Annotated in this window: 14 protein-coding genes; 8 read left to right on the top strand and 6 right to left on the bottom strand. The window is 73.7% G+C overall.

All coding sequences use genetic code 11. The features are described 5' to 3' along the window. Window positions 1-23: 23 nt before the first annotated feature. Window positions 24-2495, bottom strand: a complete 2472-nt coding sequence (locus ABFX46_RS15515) for a DUF4132 domain-containing protein (protein ID WP_346042806.1) — start codon at window positions 2493-2495, stop codon at window positions 24-26. 115 nt (window positions 2496-2610) lie between these two features. Between ABFX46_RS15515 and ABFX46_RS15510 the strand changes: the two genes are divergently transcribed. The 7 genes from ABFX46_RS15510 (at window position 2611) to ABFX46_RS15480 (ending at window position 8765) form a co-directional block, all read left to right on the top strand. Beyond that, window positions 2611-4080 carry a flavin-containing monooxygenase gene (locus ABFX46_RS15510; RefSeq protein WP_346042805.1) on the top strand — a complete coding sequence of 490 codons (1470 nt, stop codon included), beginning with the start codon at window positions 2611-2613 and terminating at the stop codon, window positions 4078-4080. A 26-nt stretch (window positions 4081-4106) separates the two neighbouring features. Continuing rightward, entirely contained in the window at window positions 4107-4874 is a 768-nt protein-coding gene (locus tag ABFX46_RS15505) for an SDR family NAD(P)-dependent oxidoreductase (protein ID WP_346042803.1), read from the top strand. A gap of 119 nt (window positions 4875-4993) precedes the next feature. Beyond that, complete coding sequence (locus ABFX46_RS15500; protein WP_346042802.1) at window positions 4994-5977, top strand: DMT family transporter; 984 nt, start codon at window positions 4994-4996, stop codon at window positions 5975-5977. Next, window positions 5947-6723 (top strand): serine protease, encoded by a 777-nt coding sequence (locus ABFX46_RS15495; RefSeq protein WP_346042800.1) that lies wholly within the window; start codon window positions 5947-5949, stop codon window positions 6721-6723. The genes ABFX46_RS15500 and ABFX46_RS15495 overlap by 31 nt, the downstream gene beginning before the upstream one ends. A gap of 31 nt (window positions 6724-6754) precedes the next feature. After that, entirely contained in the window at window positions 6755-7663 is a 909-nt protein-coding gene (locus tag ABFX46_RS15490) for an NAD-dependent epimerase/dehydratase family protein (RefSeq protein WP_346042798.1), read from the top strand. Between the two features lie 10 nt (window positions 7664-7673). Further along, window positions 7674-7994 carry a GroES family chaperonin gene (locus ABFX46_RS15485; protein ID WP_346042797.1) on the top strand — a complete coding sequence of 107 codons (321 nt, stop codon included), beginning with the start codon at window positions 7674-7676 and terminating at the stop codon, window positions 7992-7994. Window positions 7995-8054: 60 nt separating this feature from the next. Further along, on the top strand, window positions 8055-8765 hold the full coding sequence (locus ABFX46_RS15480) for a helix-turn-helix transcriptional regulator (RefSeq protein ID WP_346042796.1): 711 nt from the start codon (window positions 8055-8057) through the stop codon (window positions 8763-8765). 87 nt (window positions 8766-8852) lie between these two features. Here ABFX46_RS15480 and ABFX46_RS15475 read toward each other — a convergent pair whose 3' ends face one another. The 3 genes from ABFX46_RS15475 to ABFX46_RS15465 are packed head-to-tail and all read right to left on the bottom strand — an operon-like array spanning window position 8853 to window position 11979. Next, window positions 8853-9353: a hypothetical protein gene (locus ABFX46_RS15475; protein WP_346042795.1), complete on the bottom strand. Its 501-nt coding sequence runs from the start codon at window positions 9351-9353 to the stop codon at window positions 8853-8855. 21 nt (window positions 9354-9374) lie between these two features. After that, window positions 9375-10850, bottom strand: a complete 1476-nt coding sequence (locus ABFX46_RS15470) for a multicopper oxidase domain-containing protein (protein ID WP_346042793.1) — start codon at window positions 10848-10850, stop codon at window positions 9375-9377. Between the two features lie 55 nt (window positions 10851-10905). Further along, complete coding sequence (locus tag ABFX46_RS15465; protein ID WP_346042791.1) at window positions 10906-11979, bottom strand: multicopper oxidase family protein; 1074 nt, start codon at window positions 11977-11979, stop codon at window positions 10906-10908. A gap of 346 nt (window positions 11980-12325) precedes the next feature. Here ABFX46_RS15465 and ABFX46_RS15460 point away from each other — a divergent pair, with 346 nt between their 5' ends. Further along, the gene (locus ABFX46_RS15460) at window positions 12326-12691 is read left to right on the top strand and encodes a PH domain-containing protein (RefSeq protein ID WP_346042789.1); all 366 of its coding nucleotides are present in this window, start codon (window positions 12326-12328) and stop codon (window positions 12689-12691) included. Between the two features lie 18 nt (window positions 12692-12709). Here the strand turns inward: ABFX46_RS15460 and ABFX46_RS15455 are convergent, their stop codons facing one another. Beyond that, a complete protein-coding gene (locus ABFX46_RS15455) occupies window positions 12710-15733 on the bottom strand; it encodes an AAA family ATPase (RefSeq protein WP_346042787.1) in 3024 nt (1007 codons plus the stop codon). Continuing rightward, window positions 15730-16860, bottom strand: coding sequence for an exonuclease SbcCD subunit D (locus tag ABFX46_RS15450; protein WP_346042785.1), 1131 nt, complete (start codon window positions 16858-16860; stop codon window positions 15730-15732). Before ABFX46_RS15450 ends, ABFX46_RS15455 begins: the two co-directional genes overlap by 4 nt. Window positions 16861-16934: the final 74 nt, after the last annotated feature.

The raw sequence follows: 16934 nt of genomic DNA, 5'->3' as shown, positions 1-16934 counted from the left end.
GCGGTTCCCCGCGTTTCCGGTGATCAGCGCCCGAGCTGGCGCAGGATCGCCGGGTCGGTGATCGTGTGGTCGGCGGCGAGCAGGAACGCCTTGCTGAGGATCAGCGAGAGCCGCTCGTCCTCGAACGGGAGGAACGGCGCGCCCCGGCCCCCGCCCCTCGCCGGGACGATGCAGAGGTAGGAGTCGCCGGGCTCCATCAGGACGTTCGCCGAGCCGAGATGGATCTTGTAGGTGCGGAGTTCGCCGCGGACGACCAGGGAGCGGCCGTCGATGCGGCAGCGGTCGGCGATCTTCGTGCGCGGGAGGATCCGCTCCAGCGCGGCGCGGCGGACCTCGGCGGTCGCGGTCAGCTCCCCGAACGTCGCCGCCCGCCAGTAGGCGGTGTAGCGGTCCTCGCCCCGGTCGGTCCATGCGGGGTCGTCGGCGATGGAGGTCACGGAGACGAACAGGTCGACGTCGCGCATCGCCTCGCTGAACACGGCGGGCGGGACCTCGGACAGGGGCGTCTCCTGCCGGTGGCGGCCGGTCTTCCGCTCGAACCGGACCTGGTCGGTCGCGGCGTAGTCGGGGGCGTAGTCGTAGTCCTCCTCGGTGGGCTCGTGGTAGAAGCGGGCCCGCCACTCCCCGCCGCCGTACTCGCCGTACGCCTCGCCGCTGTACCCGCCGTCGTGGCGGCCGAGGAAGTTCGCCTGCCAGCCGCGCTCCCTGAACAGCGCGTAGAGCTGCGGGTAGCGGACGATGTGGGCGGCGAACCGGTTGGAGTACGTCCCGGTCTCCTCCTCGGCGGGGGTGAGGAGGTAGATCTCGCGGAACGCCTGCTTGAACGGCTGCCGGATCCGCTCGTCGGCGATCCGCTCCCGCCAGGCGCGGACGTCGCCGGCCGCCGCCCGGATCGGATGCCAGAGGCGCACCTGGACTCCCTTCCCCGCGGAGTCGGCGAGCGCGGCGCGCCAGTCGCCGTGCTCGTCCTGGAACTCCCAGATCAGGCCGCGCACGACGGCGCCGGTGATCGGGTGGTCGCGGTAGTGCTCGCACCATTCGCCGTAGGGCCAGGCCCGGTCCTGCGACAGGAGGCCCTCGATGCGCGCCCGCTCGCTCGACAGCGTGCCCCGCACCTCCTTGGCGAGGGCCTTGAGCGCTTTCAGCTCGTCGGGGAAGCCGTCCTTGACCGCGGCCGGGGCCGTCCGCGACGGGCGGCCGTCCGCGCCCGCGAACGTGAGCCGGACGGTCGCCGCGTCCTCGACCGCGACCCGCGCCGTGTGCTCGCCGAGCGTTCGCTCCGCTGAGCCGTCCGGGGCCAGGCCATGGGACGGGACGGTCCGCTCGACGAGCTGCGCCGGGGTGATGCCCTGCCGCCCCGCCGCCGTCTGGAGCGCGGTGTCGAGCTGCTTGCGCAGCGCCCGGTTCCGGGTCTCGGCCCGCAGCCGCCACAGCGACTCCAGCGCCGCCGGGTCGTCGACGGCGGCCAGCGCGTTGATCGCCGCGCCGGCGAGCTTCTGCTCCTCCGGCGGGCGGTAGCCCGACAGGCCCATCCGCCGGGCGAGCGCGCCGAGGCCCGGCACCGTCGGCGCGCCGCCGGTCAGCGCCGCCGCCCAGACGATGCCGCGCGCGAGGTCGCCGTGGTTACGGTGCACGAGCGGCCCGGCGCCCGCCGGCTCGTCCTCGATGAGACCGCGGAGGCAGCGGGCCACCGCGTCGCGGGCCGAGGCGCCGTCGCAGAGCGAGACGCACGTCCGGCGCCATTTCTGCGAGGGGCGCGGCACGGTCAGCCCCGCCAGGTGCCGGACGAACCGGGCCGCCTCCACCGTCGGCGCCTCCTGCGCGAGCCTCCGGAGGGGCGCGGCCCACGAGTCGTGCACGGGGAGCAGCCCCTCCGGGACGTGCGCCTCGTCCAGGGACTCCAGCAGCGACCACAGCCGCTCGGCGAGCGAAGGCCGGTACCCGATCGGGACGTCGAGGCGGGCGAACCGGGCGGACGCGTGCCGCAGCGCCGGCTCCAGCTCGCGGAGGTCGTTGGAGCCGAGGGCCTCGGCGGCGGTCAGGGCCACGTGGAGCGCCTCGGGGATGCGGCCGCCGTCGGCGACGTCGGCGGCGCACAGCAGCAGGACCGCCGCCTCGCCGCGGGACCAGCCCCCGAACCGCGACGACGCGCCGCGCAGGGCGGACGCGTGGAGCCAGAGCAGCCAGTCGCTCTCGCGGGCCGCCAGCAGGAACGAGACCAGGAAGGCCCTGCCCTCGGCGTCGGAGCAGGCCGCGAGGCGCCGGTCGAACTCGGCGCGGGTCGCCGCCCGCTGCTCCTCGCGCCGGTCGTGGACCAGCCCGAAATACCACGGCTCCCGCGCGTTCGCCGGGACGAGCCGGGCGTCGAGCAGCTCGGGGAAGACCTCGGGGGCCAGCAGGTCGAGCGCCCAGCGGGCGTCCGCGAGGGCGGCGAGCCGGACGCCGTCCAGGCCGTCGTCCAGGCGCGCCGAGGCGGCGAGCGTGTCGTGGAGCATGGCGGGATGCTGGCAGACGGCACCGACAGAAAACCGGCCGATCGCGGTACCTGTTCAGTGACCTCGTGGTCACCTAGGCTCGGGGTACCGCGGTAGAACGAGGTTCGGGACGGCCATGACGCACAGCGTGGTGATCATCGGAAGCGGGTTCGGCGGGATCGGGATGGCGATCCGGCTCCAGGAGGCCGGCGTCCGCGACGTGGTGATCCTGGAGAAGGCCGAGGGGGTCGGCGGCACCTGGCGGGACAACACCTATCCGGGCGCGGCCTGCGACATCCCGTCCGCCCTGTACTCGTTCTCGTTCGAGCGCAAGACCGACTGGACGCGCCGCTTCCCGCCGCAGGCCGAGATCCTCGACTACCTGTGGCACTGCGCCCGCAAGTACCGGGTGCTCGGGAAGGTCCGGTTCGGCACCGAGGTCACCGAGGCGCGGTTCGACGAGGACGCCGCGCTCTGGCGGATCTCCACCACGAACGGCGAGCTCGAGGCGCGGGTCCTGGTGTCGGCGTGCGGGCAGCTGAACCGGCCCGTGCTGCCCGACGTCGAGGGGCGCGACTCGTTCGCCGGGACGAGCTTCCACTCCGCCCGCTGGGACCACGGCACCGACCTTCGCGGCAAGCGGGTCGCGGTGGTCGGGACGGGCGCGAGCGCGATCCAGTTCGTCCCGGAGATCGCCGAGGACGCGGCGGAGTTGCGGCTCTTCCAGCGCTCCGCGCCGTACGTGATCGACAAGCCCGACCGGGTGTACCGGCCGTGGCAGCGGGCCGTCATGCGGAACCTGCCGGGGCTGTGGGAGCTGAACCGCGGCTACACCTACGCGGCGTACGAGGCGCGGGCGCTGGGGTTCATCAAGTACCCGAAGCTGATGGCGATGCTGGAGAACCGGTTCAAGAACACCCTGAAGGACGGCATCGGGGACCCGGCGCTGCGGGACGCGCTCATCCCCGGCTACCCGATGGGCTGCAAGCGGATCCTGATCTCCAGCGACTACTACCCGGCGCTCGCCCGGCCCAACGTCGACCTGATCACCGACCCGATCGAGCGCATCACGCCGTCCGGCGTGGAGACGGCGTCCCGCGCCTACGACGTGGACGTCATCGTGTACGGGACGGGGTTCCGGTCCACCGAGTTCCTCTCCCCCATGAAGATCGTCGGACGGGACGGCCGGGAGCTGAACGAGGCGTGGCGCGACGGCGCGCAGGCGCACCTCGGCATCACGGTCAGCGGCTTCCCCAACCTGTTCCTGCTGTACGGCCCGTACACCAACCTCGGCCACAACTCGATCATCTACATGCTGGAGTCGCAGTTCCGGTACATCATCGGCTGCGTCGGGGCGCTGCGCGGCGCCGGGCTCGCCTGGATCGACGTCAAGCCGGACGTGCAGGACGCCTTCACCCGCGAGATGCGCGAGCGGATGCGCACGACCGTCTGGGAGGCCGGCTGCCAGAGCTGGTACATGACGGCGGACGGCACGGTCGTCAACAACTGGCCCGGGTTCACCTTCGCCTACCGCCGCGCGACGCGCCGGCCCGACCCGCGGCACTTCACCGCCCGGCGCGCGGACCGGTCCCGGAGCACGGTCTAGGCCCGGGGCGGCCTAGGCTCGGAGCCATGCCGACCGCCTTCATCACCGGCGCGACCGCGGGCATCGGCGCCGCGTTCGCCCGCCGCCTCGCCTCCGACGGGTTCGACCTGGTCCTGCTCGCCCGCGACGCCGAGCGCCTGGAGCGCACCGCCGCCGAGTTGCGCGACGCCTACGCCGTCCGCGCCGAGGCCCTGCCCGCCGACCTGTCCGCCGAGGAGGGGCTGGCGGCGGCCGAGGAGCGCGTCCGCAAGGACGTCGACCTCCTGGTCAACAACGCCGGGTTCGGCAACCGGGGCGTGTTCCTCGACGTCCCGGTGTCGGACGAGCTGACCATGCTGAAGGTGCACTGCGAGGCCGTCCTGCGGCTCACGCACGCCGCGCTGCCCGGGATGCTGGAGCGCCGCCGGGGCGCGGTGGTCAACGTCTCCTCGATGGCGGCGTTCGCGACGCGCGGGACGTACGGGGCGTCCAAGGCGTGGGTGGTGAGCTTCAGCCGGGGCATCGCGGCCGACCTCCGGCAGCGCTCGCGCGGCGGCGTCCGGGTGATGGCGCTGTGCCCAGGTTTCGTGCACACCGAGTTCCATGACCGCGCCCAGATGGACATGTCCGGCCTGCCGGACTTCATGTGGCTGGACAAGGACGACGTCGTGGACACCGCGCTCCGCGATCTGCGCCGCGGCGCCGAGCTCAGCATCCCGGGCGCGCAGTACAAGCTCCTCGCCGGCGCCGCCCGGTTCGTCCCACGCGGTCTGGTGACGCGTCTTTCGTCCACCACCGGCCGCCGGTACGACTGATGCGCGCATAAGCGAATACTTGCACCCGGGGGCCGCACGGGGCAGGCTGAGAGCACAGGTCGATTCGATGGCGCGCCGAACGACATGCCCCGTCCCCGTCCACCGAGAGGTCCCTCCCGATGGGTTCCGACCTGGGTTATGCCGCCCTCGCACTGATCGCGACCACCGTCTACTACATCTCGTTCATCATCTTCCGGGCCTCCGCGCGGAGGATGGAGCCGCTGCGCGGCAGCCGCCCGTTCCGCGTCGCCCGGCTGATGCTCACCGACCCGGTCTGGCTCGGCGGCGGGCTGCTGCTGTTCCTCGGCCTCGGCTACGAGGTCGTCGCGTTCTCCGCGCTGCCGCTCGCGGTCGCGCAGCCGATCTTCGCGGTGGCGCTGGTGCCGCTCATCGGCTACGCGGTGTGGTTCCTGGACGAGCGGCTCAGCGTCCGCGAGTGGACGAGCGTCGCGCTGTTCGTGCTCGCGACGATGCTGATCGGCCTGTCGGCCACCGAAGAGGGCGACCTGCACGCCGACGCCACGCTGGCGGGCACCCTCGCCCGCCCCTGGACGATGATCGCGATCTGCACCCCGGCGGTGCTCATCGCGGCGCTGGTGTGGCTGGTCGGCGACCGCCGCGCGAGCGGCCGGCACGCCCGCAAGCTGGCCGGCGTCGCCTACGGCATCGGCGCCGGGGCGTGCGCCGGGCTCGCCGAGGCCGGCATCCGCGGCATCTCGATCGTCTACCAGGAGACCGGCAGCCTCCAGGCGGTGCTGCAGTCGGCGTACCCGTGGCTGACGATCGGCCTCGCCGCGATCGCGCTCGGGCAGTTGCAGGTCGCGCTGCAGCGCTGCCGGATCGCGATCGTCGCGGTCGTGCTCACCGTCATCGGGCGGTCGTACCTGCTGCTCGCCAGCAGCGTCCTGTTCGGCGAGGACTGGCCCCGCGAGGCGGGACCGTTCCTGCTGCGGGCCTGCGGCTTCGTCCTGGCGCTGCTCGCCCTCGTGCTGTTCCCCCGCTACGAGCAGGCGCCGGATCCGGCCGCCCGGAACACCGTGCACCCCGCGTTCGATGCCCGTACATTGCCGAGATGGCCCTCCACGCCCGCAGGCCCCTCCTGACGGCGGTGCTCGGCGCCGCCCTCACCGCGCTCGGCGCCGCCGTCGCGCTGCCGCTGGCGCCCGCCCCGGCGTCCGCCGTGGTGGGCGGTGCCCCGGCCTCGTCCGCGGCGTACCCGTGGCTCGCGGCGGTCGGGTCGCCGATCTTCTTCGTCCGGCCGTCGGGGCAGTTCTGCGGCGGGGCGCTGATCAAGCCGGACCGGGTCCTCACGGCGGGGCACTGCGTCGCGCTCTTCCGCGCGGTGCCGGGCCTGCTCACGGCCACCTTCGGCCGGGACGAGCTGACCGGCGGGAGCGGCGAGACGGTCGCGGTGAAGTCGCTGCGCATCCACCCCGAGTACCGCGAGACGTCGTTCAAGGACGAGACCGTCCTGCACCACGACGTCGCCGTCCTCACGCTCGAGCGGCCCGTGCACCGGCCGACCGCCGTCCTCGGCACGCCCGGCCGCGCCCGGGCGGGGACGATCCTCGGCTGGGGCTTCACGTCGGAGAACGACCTGTTCAACACGCGCCTGCGGGCGGCCCGCGTACCGCTGCGGAGCGACGCCGCGTGCCGGCGGGCCTACGGCGACTCCTTCGACCCGTCCGACATGGTCTGCGCCGGATCGGACACGGCCGACTCGTGCCAGTTCGACAGCGGTGGCCCGCTCCTCGTCCGCGGCCGCGTCGCGGCCCTCACGTCCTGGGGCTACGGCTGCGCCAAGCCCGGCTACCCCGGCGTCTACACGAGGGTCGAGTCGCTGCCTTGAACGAGCGGCGGCGGGCCTGGATGCTTGCCGCATGCGGGTACTGGTGACGGGGGCGGCGGGATACATCGGGTACGCGGTCGGGCGGCGCCTCGTCGCGGCCGGGCATGAGGTCGACGGGCTGGTGCGGCGGAGTTCCGGCCTGCCGGACGGCGTGCGGCCCGTGCACGGGGACCTGCTCGTCCCGGACGGGCTCCCGCGCGGCCCGTACGACGGCGTGTGCCATCTCGCGGCGCTCACCCGCGTCCGGGAGTCGTTCGAGCAGCCGCTGCGGTACTTCGCCGCCAACTTCCAGGGCACGGTGAACCTGCTGGAGTCCGTGGCCGCCGACCGGGTGGTGTTCGGGTCGACCGCCGCCGTGTACGGGACGCCGGAGCGGCAGCCGATCCCCGAGAGCGAGGCCGCGGCGCCGGCCAGCCCGTACGGGGCGTCGAAGCTGGCCGCCGAGCAGGCCGTCCGGTTCCACGCCCGGACGGGCGCGGCCGGCGCGGTCGTGCTGCGCACGTTCAACGTCGCCGGGTCGGTGGACGGCCGGATCGACCCCGACGCGACCCGGCTGATCCCGAAGGCGCTCGCCGTGGCCGCCGGGCACGCCCCGCTGCTGGAGATCAACGGGGACGGGCTCGCCGTCCGCGAGTACCTGCACGTCGACGACCTCGCCGCCGCCTACGTCCGCGCGCTGGAGGCCGTCCGCCCCGGCGACGACCGCCTCTACAACGTCGGCAGCGGCGCGGGCGCGGCCGTCCACGAGGTGGTCGCCGCCGTCGAGAAGGCCACCGGCCGGCCGGTGCCCGTCCGCCGCCGCCCGGCCCGGCCGGAGGCGCCGGTGCTGCTGTGCGACGCCGCCGCGATCCGGGCCGACCTCGGCTGGCGGCCGGTGCGCTCCGCGCTGCCGGAGATCATCGCCGGCTCGTGGGACGCCCTGACCCGCGCGGACGGCTAAACTCGCCGGCGTGTCCGAGCCCAAGTTCGAAGTCCAGATGCTCCACGACCGCGTCATGATCAAGAGCGAGAAGGACGGCGGCGAGCGCCGCAGCACCGGCGGGATCGTGATCCCCGCGACCGTGGAGCAGGAGAACCGCCTGGTGTGGGGCGAGGTCTGCGGGGTCGGCCACCACGTGCGGATCGTCAAGCCCGGCGACCGCGTGCTGTTCCACCCCGGCGACCAGTACGAGGTCGAGATCCAGGGCGAGAACTACCTGGTCATGCGGGAGCGCGACCTGCACGCGATCGCCAGCGAGCGGCCCGAGCACGGCACCGGCCTCTACCTCTGACCCTGCTTCCGCGCACGCCGCCCCCTTATTTTCACTAGTCAGTATGTATAAACTCGGCCCATGGACGACCGCGAATGGGTCGACGCGGAGCCCGCGGCGGCCGAGGCGGGGCTCGGTGACAGCCGCGCCCGGGTCCTGCGGGTGGTCCGGGAGGCGGGCGCCGCGCCGCTGGGCGTGCGCGAGATCGCCGAGCGGGCCGGGCTGCACCCCAACACGACGCGCTTCCACCTCGACGGGCTGGCCGAGGCGGGCCTGGTGCGGCGGGTGGCCGAGGACCGCGACCGGCCCGGCCGCCCGCGCATGGTCTACCGGGCCGAGGCCGCCGACGGCCGGCACAGCTACCGGCTGCTCGCCGAGATGCTGGCGAGCCTCGTCTCCGGCATGCTGCCCGATCCGGAGCGGGCCGCGATCGAGGCGGGCCGCGCCTGGGGCCGCCACCTCGCCGACCCGCCCGCGCCGTTCCAGCGGCTCGGCCTGGCGGAGGCGCTGGAGCGCCTCAACCGGATGATGGCCGGGATGGGGTTCAGCCCCGAGGTCGAGCACGACGCGAAGCACCCGGACCGGGACGAGATCCGCGTCCGGGTGCACAACTGCCCCTTCGGCACGGTCGCCGAGCAGCACGCGGACGTCGTCTGCCCGCTGCATCTCGGCCTGATCCAGGGGGCGCTCGCCGGGATGGACGTGCCGCTGGCGGCGGAGCGGCTGGACCCCCTGGTGGAGCCGCACCTCTGCCTGGCCCACCTGCGCCGCGTCCGGGACACCGAACGCTGACGCGGTGAGGCGCGCGCACAGGCCCGCGGGCGCCTTGCGGGGCGTCCGCGGGCCGGTGTGCGGGGTGCGGCTGTGCGCGGGTGCGGGTCAGCCGCTCTGCTCGGCGGGTTCCGCGGGACGCCCGGCGTCCGCACCGTCCCCGGCGTCCGCACCGTCCCCGGCGTCCGCACCGTGCGGGCGGCGCGGGCCGTACAGGGTGAGCAGGATCCCGGCGATCAGCACCAGTTCGGCGGCACCGCTGAGGACGTCGAGCCAGCCGACGGCCTCCGCCTCCCCGGACTCGGGCCCGAAGGGCAGCCCGCTCGTCCGGCTCACCGCCCACAGGGCGAGGACGCCCGCGTTGACCGCGAGCCCGGACAACAGCACCGACCGCTCCTCGCCGGTGTGCACGAGCACCGCCCAGATGAGCTGGAACATGCCGATCGCGCTGAAGAAGATCGCGAACGCCCACCACTCGCTCAGGTGCTCGGGCACGACCGCGTAGTGGATGAGCGCCGCGACGGCGGAACCGATCGCCGCGACACGCCTGGCCAGCGGCACGGGCGAGGGCGCCGGGACGGCTGCCCGCCCGGTGTCGAGGGTTGTCATGGTCACCTCCGTGGACATGGGTCAGCCGACCTGGAAGACGCCGAGGCCGCCGGCGGCCATGTTCTTCATCTTGTGGCCGAGGAACGGGTACGTGCCGGCGTCGGGCAGGGTGAACTCGACGAAGCCGCCCTGCGTGGGCTGCAGGTCGAGGACCTGCGCGCCGCCCTTCTCGTCGTTGTCGCGGCGCAGCGTGTAGGCGCCCTCCTTCCAGACCGTGTCGAAGATCGTCCCGACGACGTGGAAGGCGATGTTCTCGTTGGGTCCGCCGTCATCGACCCACACCCGGACCCGGTCCCCGGCCTTCACCTTGATGGGGGCGTGGACGTACTGGTTGTGGTAGCCGTTGAAGACGACCGCGTCGTAGTCGCCCGCCTGCATCTTCTTGAGGTCGGCCGGCTTTCCCTGCGGTCCGAGGTACAGCTCGGACTGGACGAGCACCAGCTCCTTGTCGACCTTGTCGAGCTTGGGCGGGTCGACGATCACGGCGCCGTGCATGCCGTTGCCCATGTGGTAGATCATCGGGTCGGAGCCGCAGTGGTAGGTGAAGATGCCGGCGAACTGCGCCGTGAACTCGTAGACGAGGGTCTCGCCGGGCTTGATCGTCCGCATCTGGACGTTCGGCGCGACCTTCGAGGCGTGGAAGTCGATGGAGTGCCCCATCGAGCCCTTGTTGACGAGCTTGATCCGGAACGTGTCGCCGACGCTGCCCCGGAGGACCGGGCCGGGCGCGGTGCCGTTGTAGGTCCACCGGGTCTGCTTGACCCCGGGGGCGACCTCCAGCTCCTTCTCGGTGACGGTGAAGGTGGCCTCGTGGACGTCCTTGCCGTCGTTGACCGGTGCCGTCGGGTCGTAGGGCTTCCAGCCGTCGCCGGGCTTGGCGGCCGGGTCGATCTTGGCGTCCGCCGGGTCGCCGGTGGCGGCGGCGCCGCTCGCCGCCGCGGTGGTCCCGCCCGCCGCGGTCGAGGCGCTCGCGCCGCCGGTCACGGTGACGTCGACGAGCATGCCGGCCTCCTTGTGGCCGGGGATGACGCACCACGCCTGGGTCGACTCGGTGAGCACGCCCCAGTGCTGCGTCTCGGACTTGCCCGGTTCGAGCTGCCGGCTCGTCTTGCCGAGCAGGCTGAAGGTGTGGTTCTGGCTGCCCTTGTTGACGACGTTCACCGTGACGTCGGCTCCGGCCGGGACGGTGACCTTGCTCGGCTTGATGTACATGTCGCCCTCCTCGAACTGGAGGGTGACCTTCTTGCCCTTCCCGGGAAGGGCCGCGCCGCCGCCTCCTCCGGAGGAGGACGGGGCGCCCTCCTCGGACGCGGCGAGCGTGCCGTGGCGGTGGTCGCCGGGCGCGGCGCCGACCATGATCAGCCCGACGATGAGGCCGAGCGCGAGCGCCGCGCTGACGGCGGGCAGGAACCCGCTCAGCGACGCGGTCCAGCGTCTGCGGGCGGGGACCGATGGCCCGCCCGATGCCGGATCGTCCGGCGCGGGGGTTGTGGACATTGACTCACTCCAGATGTGAGAAAGGGGGGGTCCGAGCGGTGCGGCGGGGCCGCGCTCAGGTGATCTGCATCTCCATGACCAGGCCGAACATGCCCTGCGCGCCTTCGGAGTGCGGGAAGATGTGGCAGTGCCAGATCCACTTGCCGGGCTGGTCGGCGTGGATGAGCACGGTGTAGCGCTCGCCGGGCGCGACGTTGACCGTGTCGGCCTTGTAGGTCTGCTCCAGCGGGAACCCGTCCTTGGCGATGATCACCTGGTCCACGCCGTGCAGGTGCATCGGGTGCGCCATCGTGCCCGCGTTGACGTAGGTGACCTCCACCCAGTCCCCCACGCGGGCCTTCAGCGGCTGCGTCGCGGGGTAGGACTTGCCGTTGAGCGTCATCCCGATCACGCCCGCGTCCTGGATCTGGATGATGTGCCGCTGCGCGACCTTCTCCTTGTGCGGGGTCGGCATGTCACCGAACTGGATCGCGCCCCAGAGCCCGCTGCTCACCTGCTTGGTGCCGTCGTAGTGCGAGTGGTACCAGGTGTCCGCGATCCGGGTCACCGGGAACTCGTAGGTGAACGTCTTGCCCGGCTTGATGGAGTCCTGCGTGACGTTGGGGACGCCGTCCATCTTGTTGGGGAGCTGGATGCCGTGCCAGTGGACGCTGGTCGGCTCGGGCAGGTCGTTCTTCACCACGATGCGGACCTTGTCGCCGACGTCCGCGCGGATCGTCGGGCCCGGCACCATGCCGTTGAAGCCCCAGGCGTCCACGACCTTCCCGGGTTCGACCTCCCACTTGAAGGCCTCCGCGGTGAGGTGGAACTCCTTGGTGCCGTCCTTCAGCACCTTGTAGGCGAGGTCCTGGCCGCCCTGGCCCTTGGTCGCCGCGGGGAAGCTCTTGTCCCGCTTGGCCATGGCGTCGTCCATGGCCTTCCAGCCGTCACCGCCGGACGCCTCGTGCGACGTCCCGTCGTGTTCCGCCGCGGGCGACCCGGCCGCCTGCGCCGGCTCCGCCGCGTGCGACGTCTCGGCGGAGTGCGACGCCTCGGCCGCGTCGCCGCGCGGAATCGTCCACAGCGCGACGGTCAGCGCGACCGCGAACGCGAACGCCGCGACCAGCACCCTCGATCTTGCGCCATCCATTTCTGCCGACCCCTTCCGGGTCTCATTTTTCACTAGCAGACTAGTTTTTATTGGCACAACCCTGGGCGCGTCCAGGGGCGGCGGGTGTGAAGCACCGCACAGGTCGCCAGGCCGCGAACAAACGCCTGGTCAGGGCGATCGAGTCGGTGATCTTTTCGCGGGCGCGGCGCCGTCCGCGACCCCGGTGCGGCGTCCGCAATTTAACCAAATACACTAGGTTTTTTTAGCTCGCAGCGGCTCGGTCGCGGTGGCGGCGGGGACGGCGCCGCGGGGTGCGACACTTCCGTACGGAACGGGACGGGCCGTGCGCCCGTCGAAGCGGCACACCCGAACACCGGAGGAAGCGATGGGCGACGAGATCGAACACGACAGGTCGAGCCAGCTCAAGCAGATCGAGAGCGGGCTCATCCCCGGCGAGCAGATCATCGCCGTCTACGACGCGGTCGGGGCGGGCACCGGGTTCATCGGCCTCACCGACCGGCGCGTGATCATCCAGGACAAGAGCTTCGCCGGCAAGAAGTACGCGATCACGAGCGTGCCCTACTCCAAGATCACCTCGGTGAGCGTGGTCAGCAACAAGTCATGGGCCGGGTCCTACTTCTCGACCGGGTCGATCGCGATCCACGTCGGGCACCAGACCTACGAGGTCGAGTTCCGCGGCAGCGACAAGAGCCACCACGTCCACAACGTGATCCTTCAGTACATCTCGTGATGCCGGGCCGCCGGCCGGTCAGGTGACGATCGTCGCGGTGGAGCCGGTGCGGTCCTTGGTGACGCGGAGCTGCGCGGGGATGCGGGCGCGCAGTTCCGCGACGTGGCTGACGATGCCGACCGCCCGGCCGCCGTCGCGCAGGCCGTCGAGGACGTCCATGACCTCGTCGAGCGTCTCCTCGTCGAGCGTGCCGAAGCCCTCGTCGACGAACAGCGTGCCGATCTCGGTACCGCCCGCCTCGGCGGTGACGACGTCGGCGAGGCCGAGCGCCAGGGACAGCGACGTGATGAACGACTCGCCGCCCGAGAGGGTGACGGGGTCGCGCGTCAGGCCCGTCCAGGCGTCGGCGACGCGGAGGCCGAGGCCGCCGGCGCCCTTCGTGCGGTCGCCGGCCGCCTTCTCCGTGGTGTGGACGAGCGCGTAGCGGCCGCCGGACATGCGCGACAGGCGCTCGTTCGCGGCCGCGACGACCTGTTCGAGGCGCGCGGCGAGGACGTACGCCGACAGCGACATGGCGTGCCGGTTCGCGGGGTGCTTGCCGGACGCGAGGCCGGCGAGCCGCTCGGCGACCTCGTGGTGTTCGGCGGCGGGCCGCCATTTCCCGACGGCCTCGGTGAGCCGTCCGCGCAGCTCGGCGAGCCGGTCGCAGCGGTACCCGGCGCGGTCGGCGGCGCTCGCCGCCTCGGTGTGCGCCGCCTCCGCCGCTCGCACGGCCGCTTCGAGGGCGGGCAGGTCGGGGGCGGGCGCGGCGGCGGCCTCGATGAGCGCCGGGTCCTTGAGCAGGGCGCGGACCTGGGCCTCCTGGTCGTCCCACTGCCGGATCCGGTCGCGCAGGACGCCCTGGTCCTCGTCGGGCATCGCGGCTTCGAGGACCTCGTCGGGCGTCCCGAACCCCTGCTCCTCGGCCTCCTGCCTCGCCTTCGCGCGCGCGGCGGCCAGCTCCTCGTCGGCGCGGCCCGAGGCGCGCGACGCCTCGACGGCCTCGCCCAGCGCGTCGGCCTCGCGGGTGAGGCGGGCGATGCGCTCCTCCAGGGTCGGGTCGTCGCCGCGCGCCTTGTCGAGGTCGGCGGCGAGGCGCGCCTGCTCGGCGGCCAACTCCCTGCCCTGCGTGCGGTTCTCGGTGAGCAGCCGCGTGACCCGGTCGTGCTCGTCCCGCGCCTGGTCGAGGTCCTGCTCGTGCCGGTGGAGCACGGCCTCCAGCCGCTCGGCCTCCGCGGCCCGCGCCACGGCGGCCTCAAGGGCCTGCTCGGCTTCGGCGAGTTCCGCCGCGAGGACGTCGGCGGGCGCCTCGCCGGCCGCTTCCGTCAGCTGGTCGCGCTCGGAGCGCCGGGACTCCACCTCGCCGGTCTGCTTCTCCCGCCGCTCCTGCGCCCGCTCGTAGGCGGCCTGGGCGCGGTCGATCTCGTCCTCGGTCGGGACGACGGCGAGCGCGTCGACGGGCGCGGGATGCTCGGTGGAGCCGCAGACCCGGCACGGCTCGCCGTCCGCGAGTTCCGCCGCGAGGACGGCGGCCATGCCGTCCAGGCGCGTCTGCCGGAGCTCCTGGGCGCGGTCGCGGGCCTCCTGCGCGGCGTCGATCGCGGCGCGCTGCGCCTCCTCGGCGGCGGCGAGCAGGCTCTCGACCCGGTCGCGGCGGTGCGCGGCGTCGAGCCTGCGCCGGACGTCCTGGACGGCGGCCTCGGCCCCGGCGCGGCCCGCCGCCGCGAGCCTGGCCTCGTCCACCTCGGCCCGGCGGGCGGCCACGATGCCGGGGAGCTCCTCCAGCGCCGCGGCGGCCCGCGCCTCCTGCGGCTCCAGGCGGCGCAGCTCGGCGGCCAGCGCCTCCCGCCGCCGCTCGACGTCGCGGAGCCGGGCGGCCGCGGCGCGCGCGCCCTCCAGCGCGGCGGCCTCGTCGCGGCGGTCGCGTTCGGCCTTGCCGAGGACGTCCTCCGGCGCCTTCGGCGGCAGCAGCGCCGCGACCCGGGCCCGGGTCTCCTCGGCCCAGCGGCGCGCCTGCACCGCCCGGCCGTGCCGGTCCCGGACGTCCTTCACCAGCGGGACGACCCGGTCGGCGCGGGCCGCGGCGTCGAGCCGCGACGCCATGCGCGACTTCTCCTCCGCGTGCTCGGCGAGGGCGTCGCGTCTCGCGACGGCGTCGGCGTGGCTCTGCCGCCGCGCGGCGAGCGCCTTCCCCTCCTCAAGGGCCGCGCGGGCCGTGCGCAGTGTCTCCGCGACGTCCGCGCGCAGCTCCTCGACGGCCGCGCGGACGTCCGCGTGCCCGGCGGCCAGCTCCGCCGCCCACGCGGGCAGCGCCTCGACCTCGGCGAACGGCTCCACGGCCGGCTCCCCGCGGCGCGGCTGCGGGACGGCCGGGCGCTCCCCGCGCGGCGACTCCGCGCCGGTCGCCTCGGCGATCCGGTCGGCGATCGACGCCGCGGCCGCGCCGAGCTCGGCGGCCTCCCGCCCGGTCGCGGCGCGCCGGTCGGCCAGCCACTTCTCGACGTGCGTGAACACCTCGGCCGCGAAGAGCCGCTCCAGCACCTTGCGGCGCTCGTCCGCGCCGGCGCGCAGGAACCCGGCGAACTCGCCCTGCGGCAGCAGCGCCACCTGGCAGAACTGGACGGCGTTCATGCCGAGCATGCGCGACACCAGGTCGCCGGCCTCGTCCAGCCGGGTGGTGAGCCCGGTCCACTCACCGTGCTCGAACTCCTCCAGGACGACCTTGGCGTGCTCGGTCGTCGTCCCGGTCCCGCGCAGCTTCGGCCGCTCCCACGCGGGCGACCGCGTGATCCGCAGCCGGCGGCCCCGGATCGTCGTCTCCAGGACCACCCTCGGCCCGGCGCCGGGCGGGGCGTGGTCGCTGCGCAGGCCCTTCACCGCGTTGCGCACGCCGGGCACCTGCCCGTAGAGGGCGAAGCACACCGCGTCGAGGATGCTCGTCTTGCCGGCGCCCGTCCGGCCCTGGATGAGGAAGAGCCCGGCGTCCGACAGCGTGTCGAAGTCGACCGCCTCGGTGCCGGAGAACGGCCCGAACGCCGCGACCTCCAGCCGGTGCAGCCTCACGCGAGCGCCTCCTTCCGCCGGCAGGACTCGAACGCCTCGTGGAGCAGGGCGCGCTCCTCGGCGGTCGCGGGGCCGTCGGTCACCTCCGCGACGAAGTCGCCCGCGACGTCCAGCGGGGAGCGCTCGCGGACGCGGTCGGACCAGGTGCGGGTGCCGCCCGCCGCGCCGCCCTCGGGGTCGAAGCCGAGGACGAGCGTGTGCGGGAAGCGGCGGCGGAGCCGCTCCATCGCGGCGGACGGGCGGCGCGCGTCGGTCAGCGTCACCTGGAGCCAGCGGCCCTCGAACTCGTCGTAGGCCGGGTCGGCGAGCAGGTCGTCGAGGCGGCCGCGCAGCCGGCCGAGGCGGCGCGGGACGGGCGCCTCCACGAACTCGCCCGCGACGCCGCCGTCCGCCGCGAGGTCGATCAGCCACGACCCCTTGACGTGCCTCTCCTCGGAGAACGAGTAGGCGAGCGGCGACCCCGAGTACCGGACGCGGTCGGTGATGCGCCAGCGGCCGTGCAGGTGGCCGAGCGCCGCGTAGTCGACCCCGTCGAACACCGACGCCGACACCTGCGACGACCCGCCGACCGAGATGTCGCGTTCACTCTCGCTGGACTCGCCGCCGGTCACGAACGCGTGCGCCAGCACGACCGAGCGCTCCTTGCGCGCCGCGGCGTCGTCGCGGACGCGGCGCATGGCCTCGGCGAGCGCGGCGGCGTGGCTCCGCTCGTCCAGATCCCAGGGCTGGCGGACGAGCTCGGGCTCCAGGTACGGGATGCCGTAGAACGCGGTGCCGCCGACGACGACCGGATCGCCGACGGCGGCGAAGTCGGTGCGGACGTGCACGCCCGCCTTGTCCATCAGCGCGGAGCCGAACCCGAGCCGGCGCGCCGAGTCGTGGTTGCCCGCGATGAGCACCACCCGGGCGCGCTCGGCCAGCCGCTCCAGGGCCTCGTTGCACAGCTTGACGGCGTCCACGGCGGGCAGCGCGCGGTCGTAGACGTCGCCCGAGACGAGCACGCACTCGACCTGCTCCGCGGCGACGGTCTCGACCAGGTGGTCGACGAACGCGGCCTGCGCGGCCAGCAGGTCCTCGCGGTGGAAGGATCTGCCGAGATGCCAGTCGGAGGTGTGCAGGATTCGCATGTCGCAGCAACCATAGGCACCCCGTCCGACACATCCCGCGCAGAAACGCCGAGGCGTCCCAAAGGATCTTCGAA

The organism is Actinomadura chokoriensis (assembly GCF_039529475.1).
Taxonomy (GTDB): domain Bacteria; phylum Actinomycetota; class Actinomycetes; order Streptosporangiales; family Streptosporangiaceae; genus Spirillospora; species Spirillospora bangladeshensis.
Note: the sequence above shows the minus strand (reverse complement) of the source record. Positions and strands in the feature narration are given on the sequence as shown.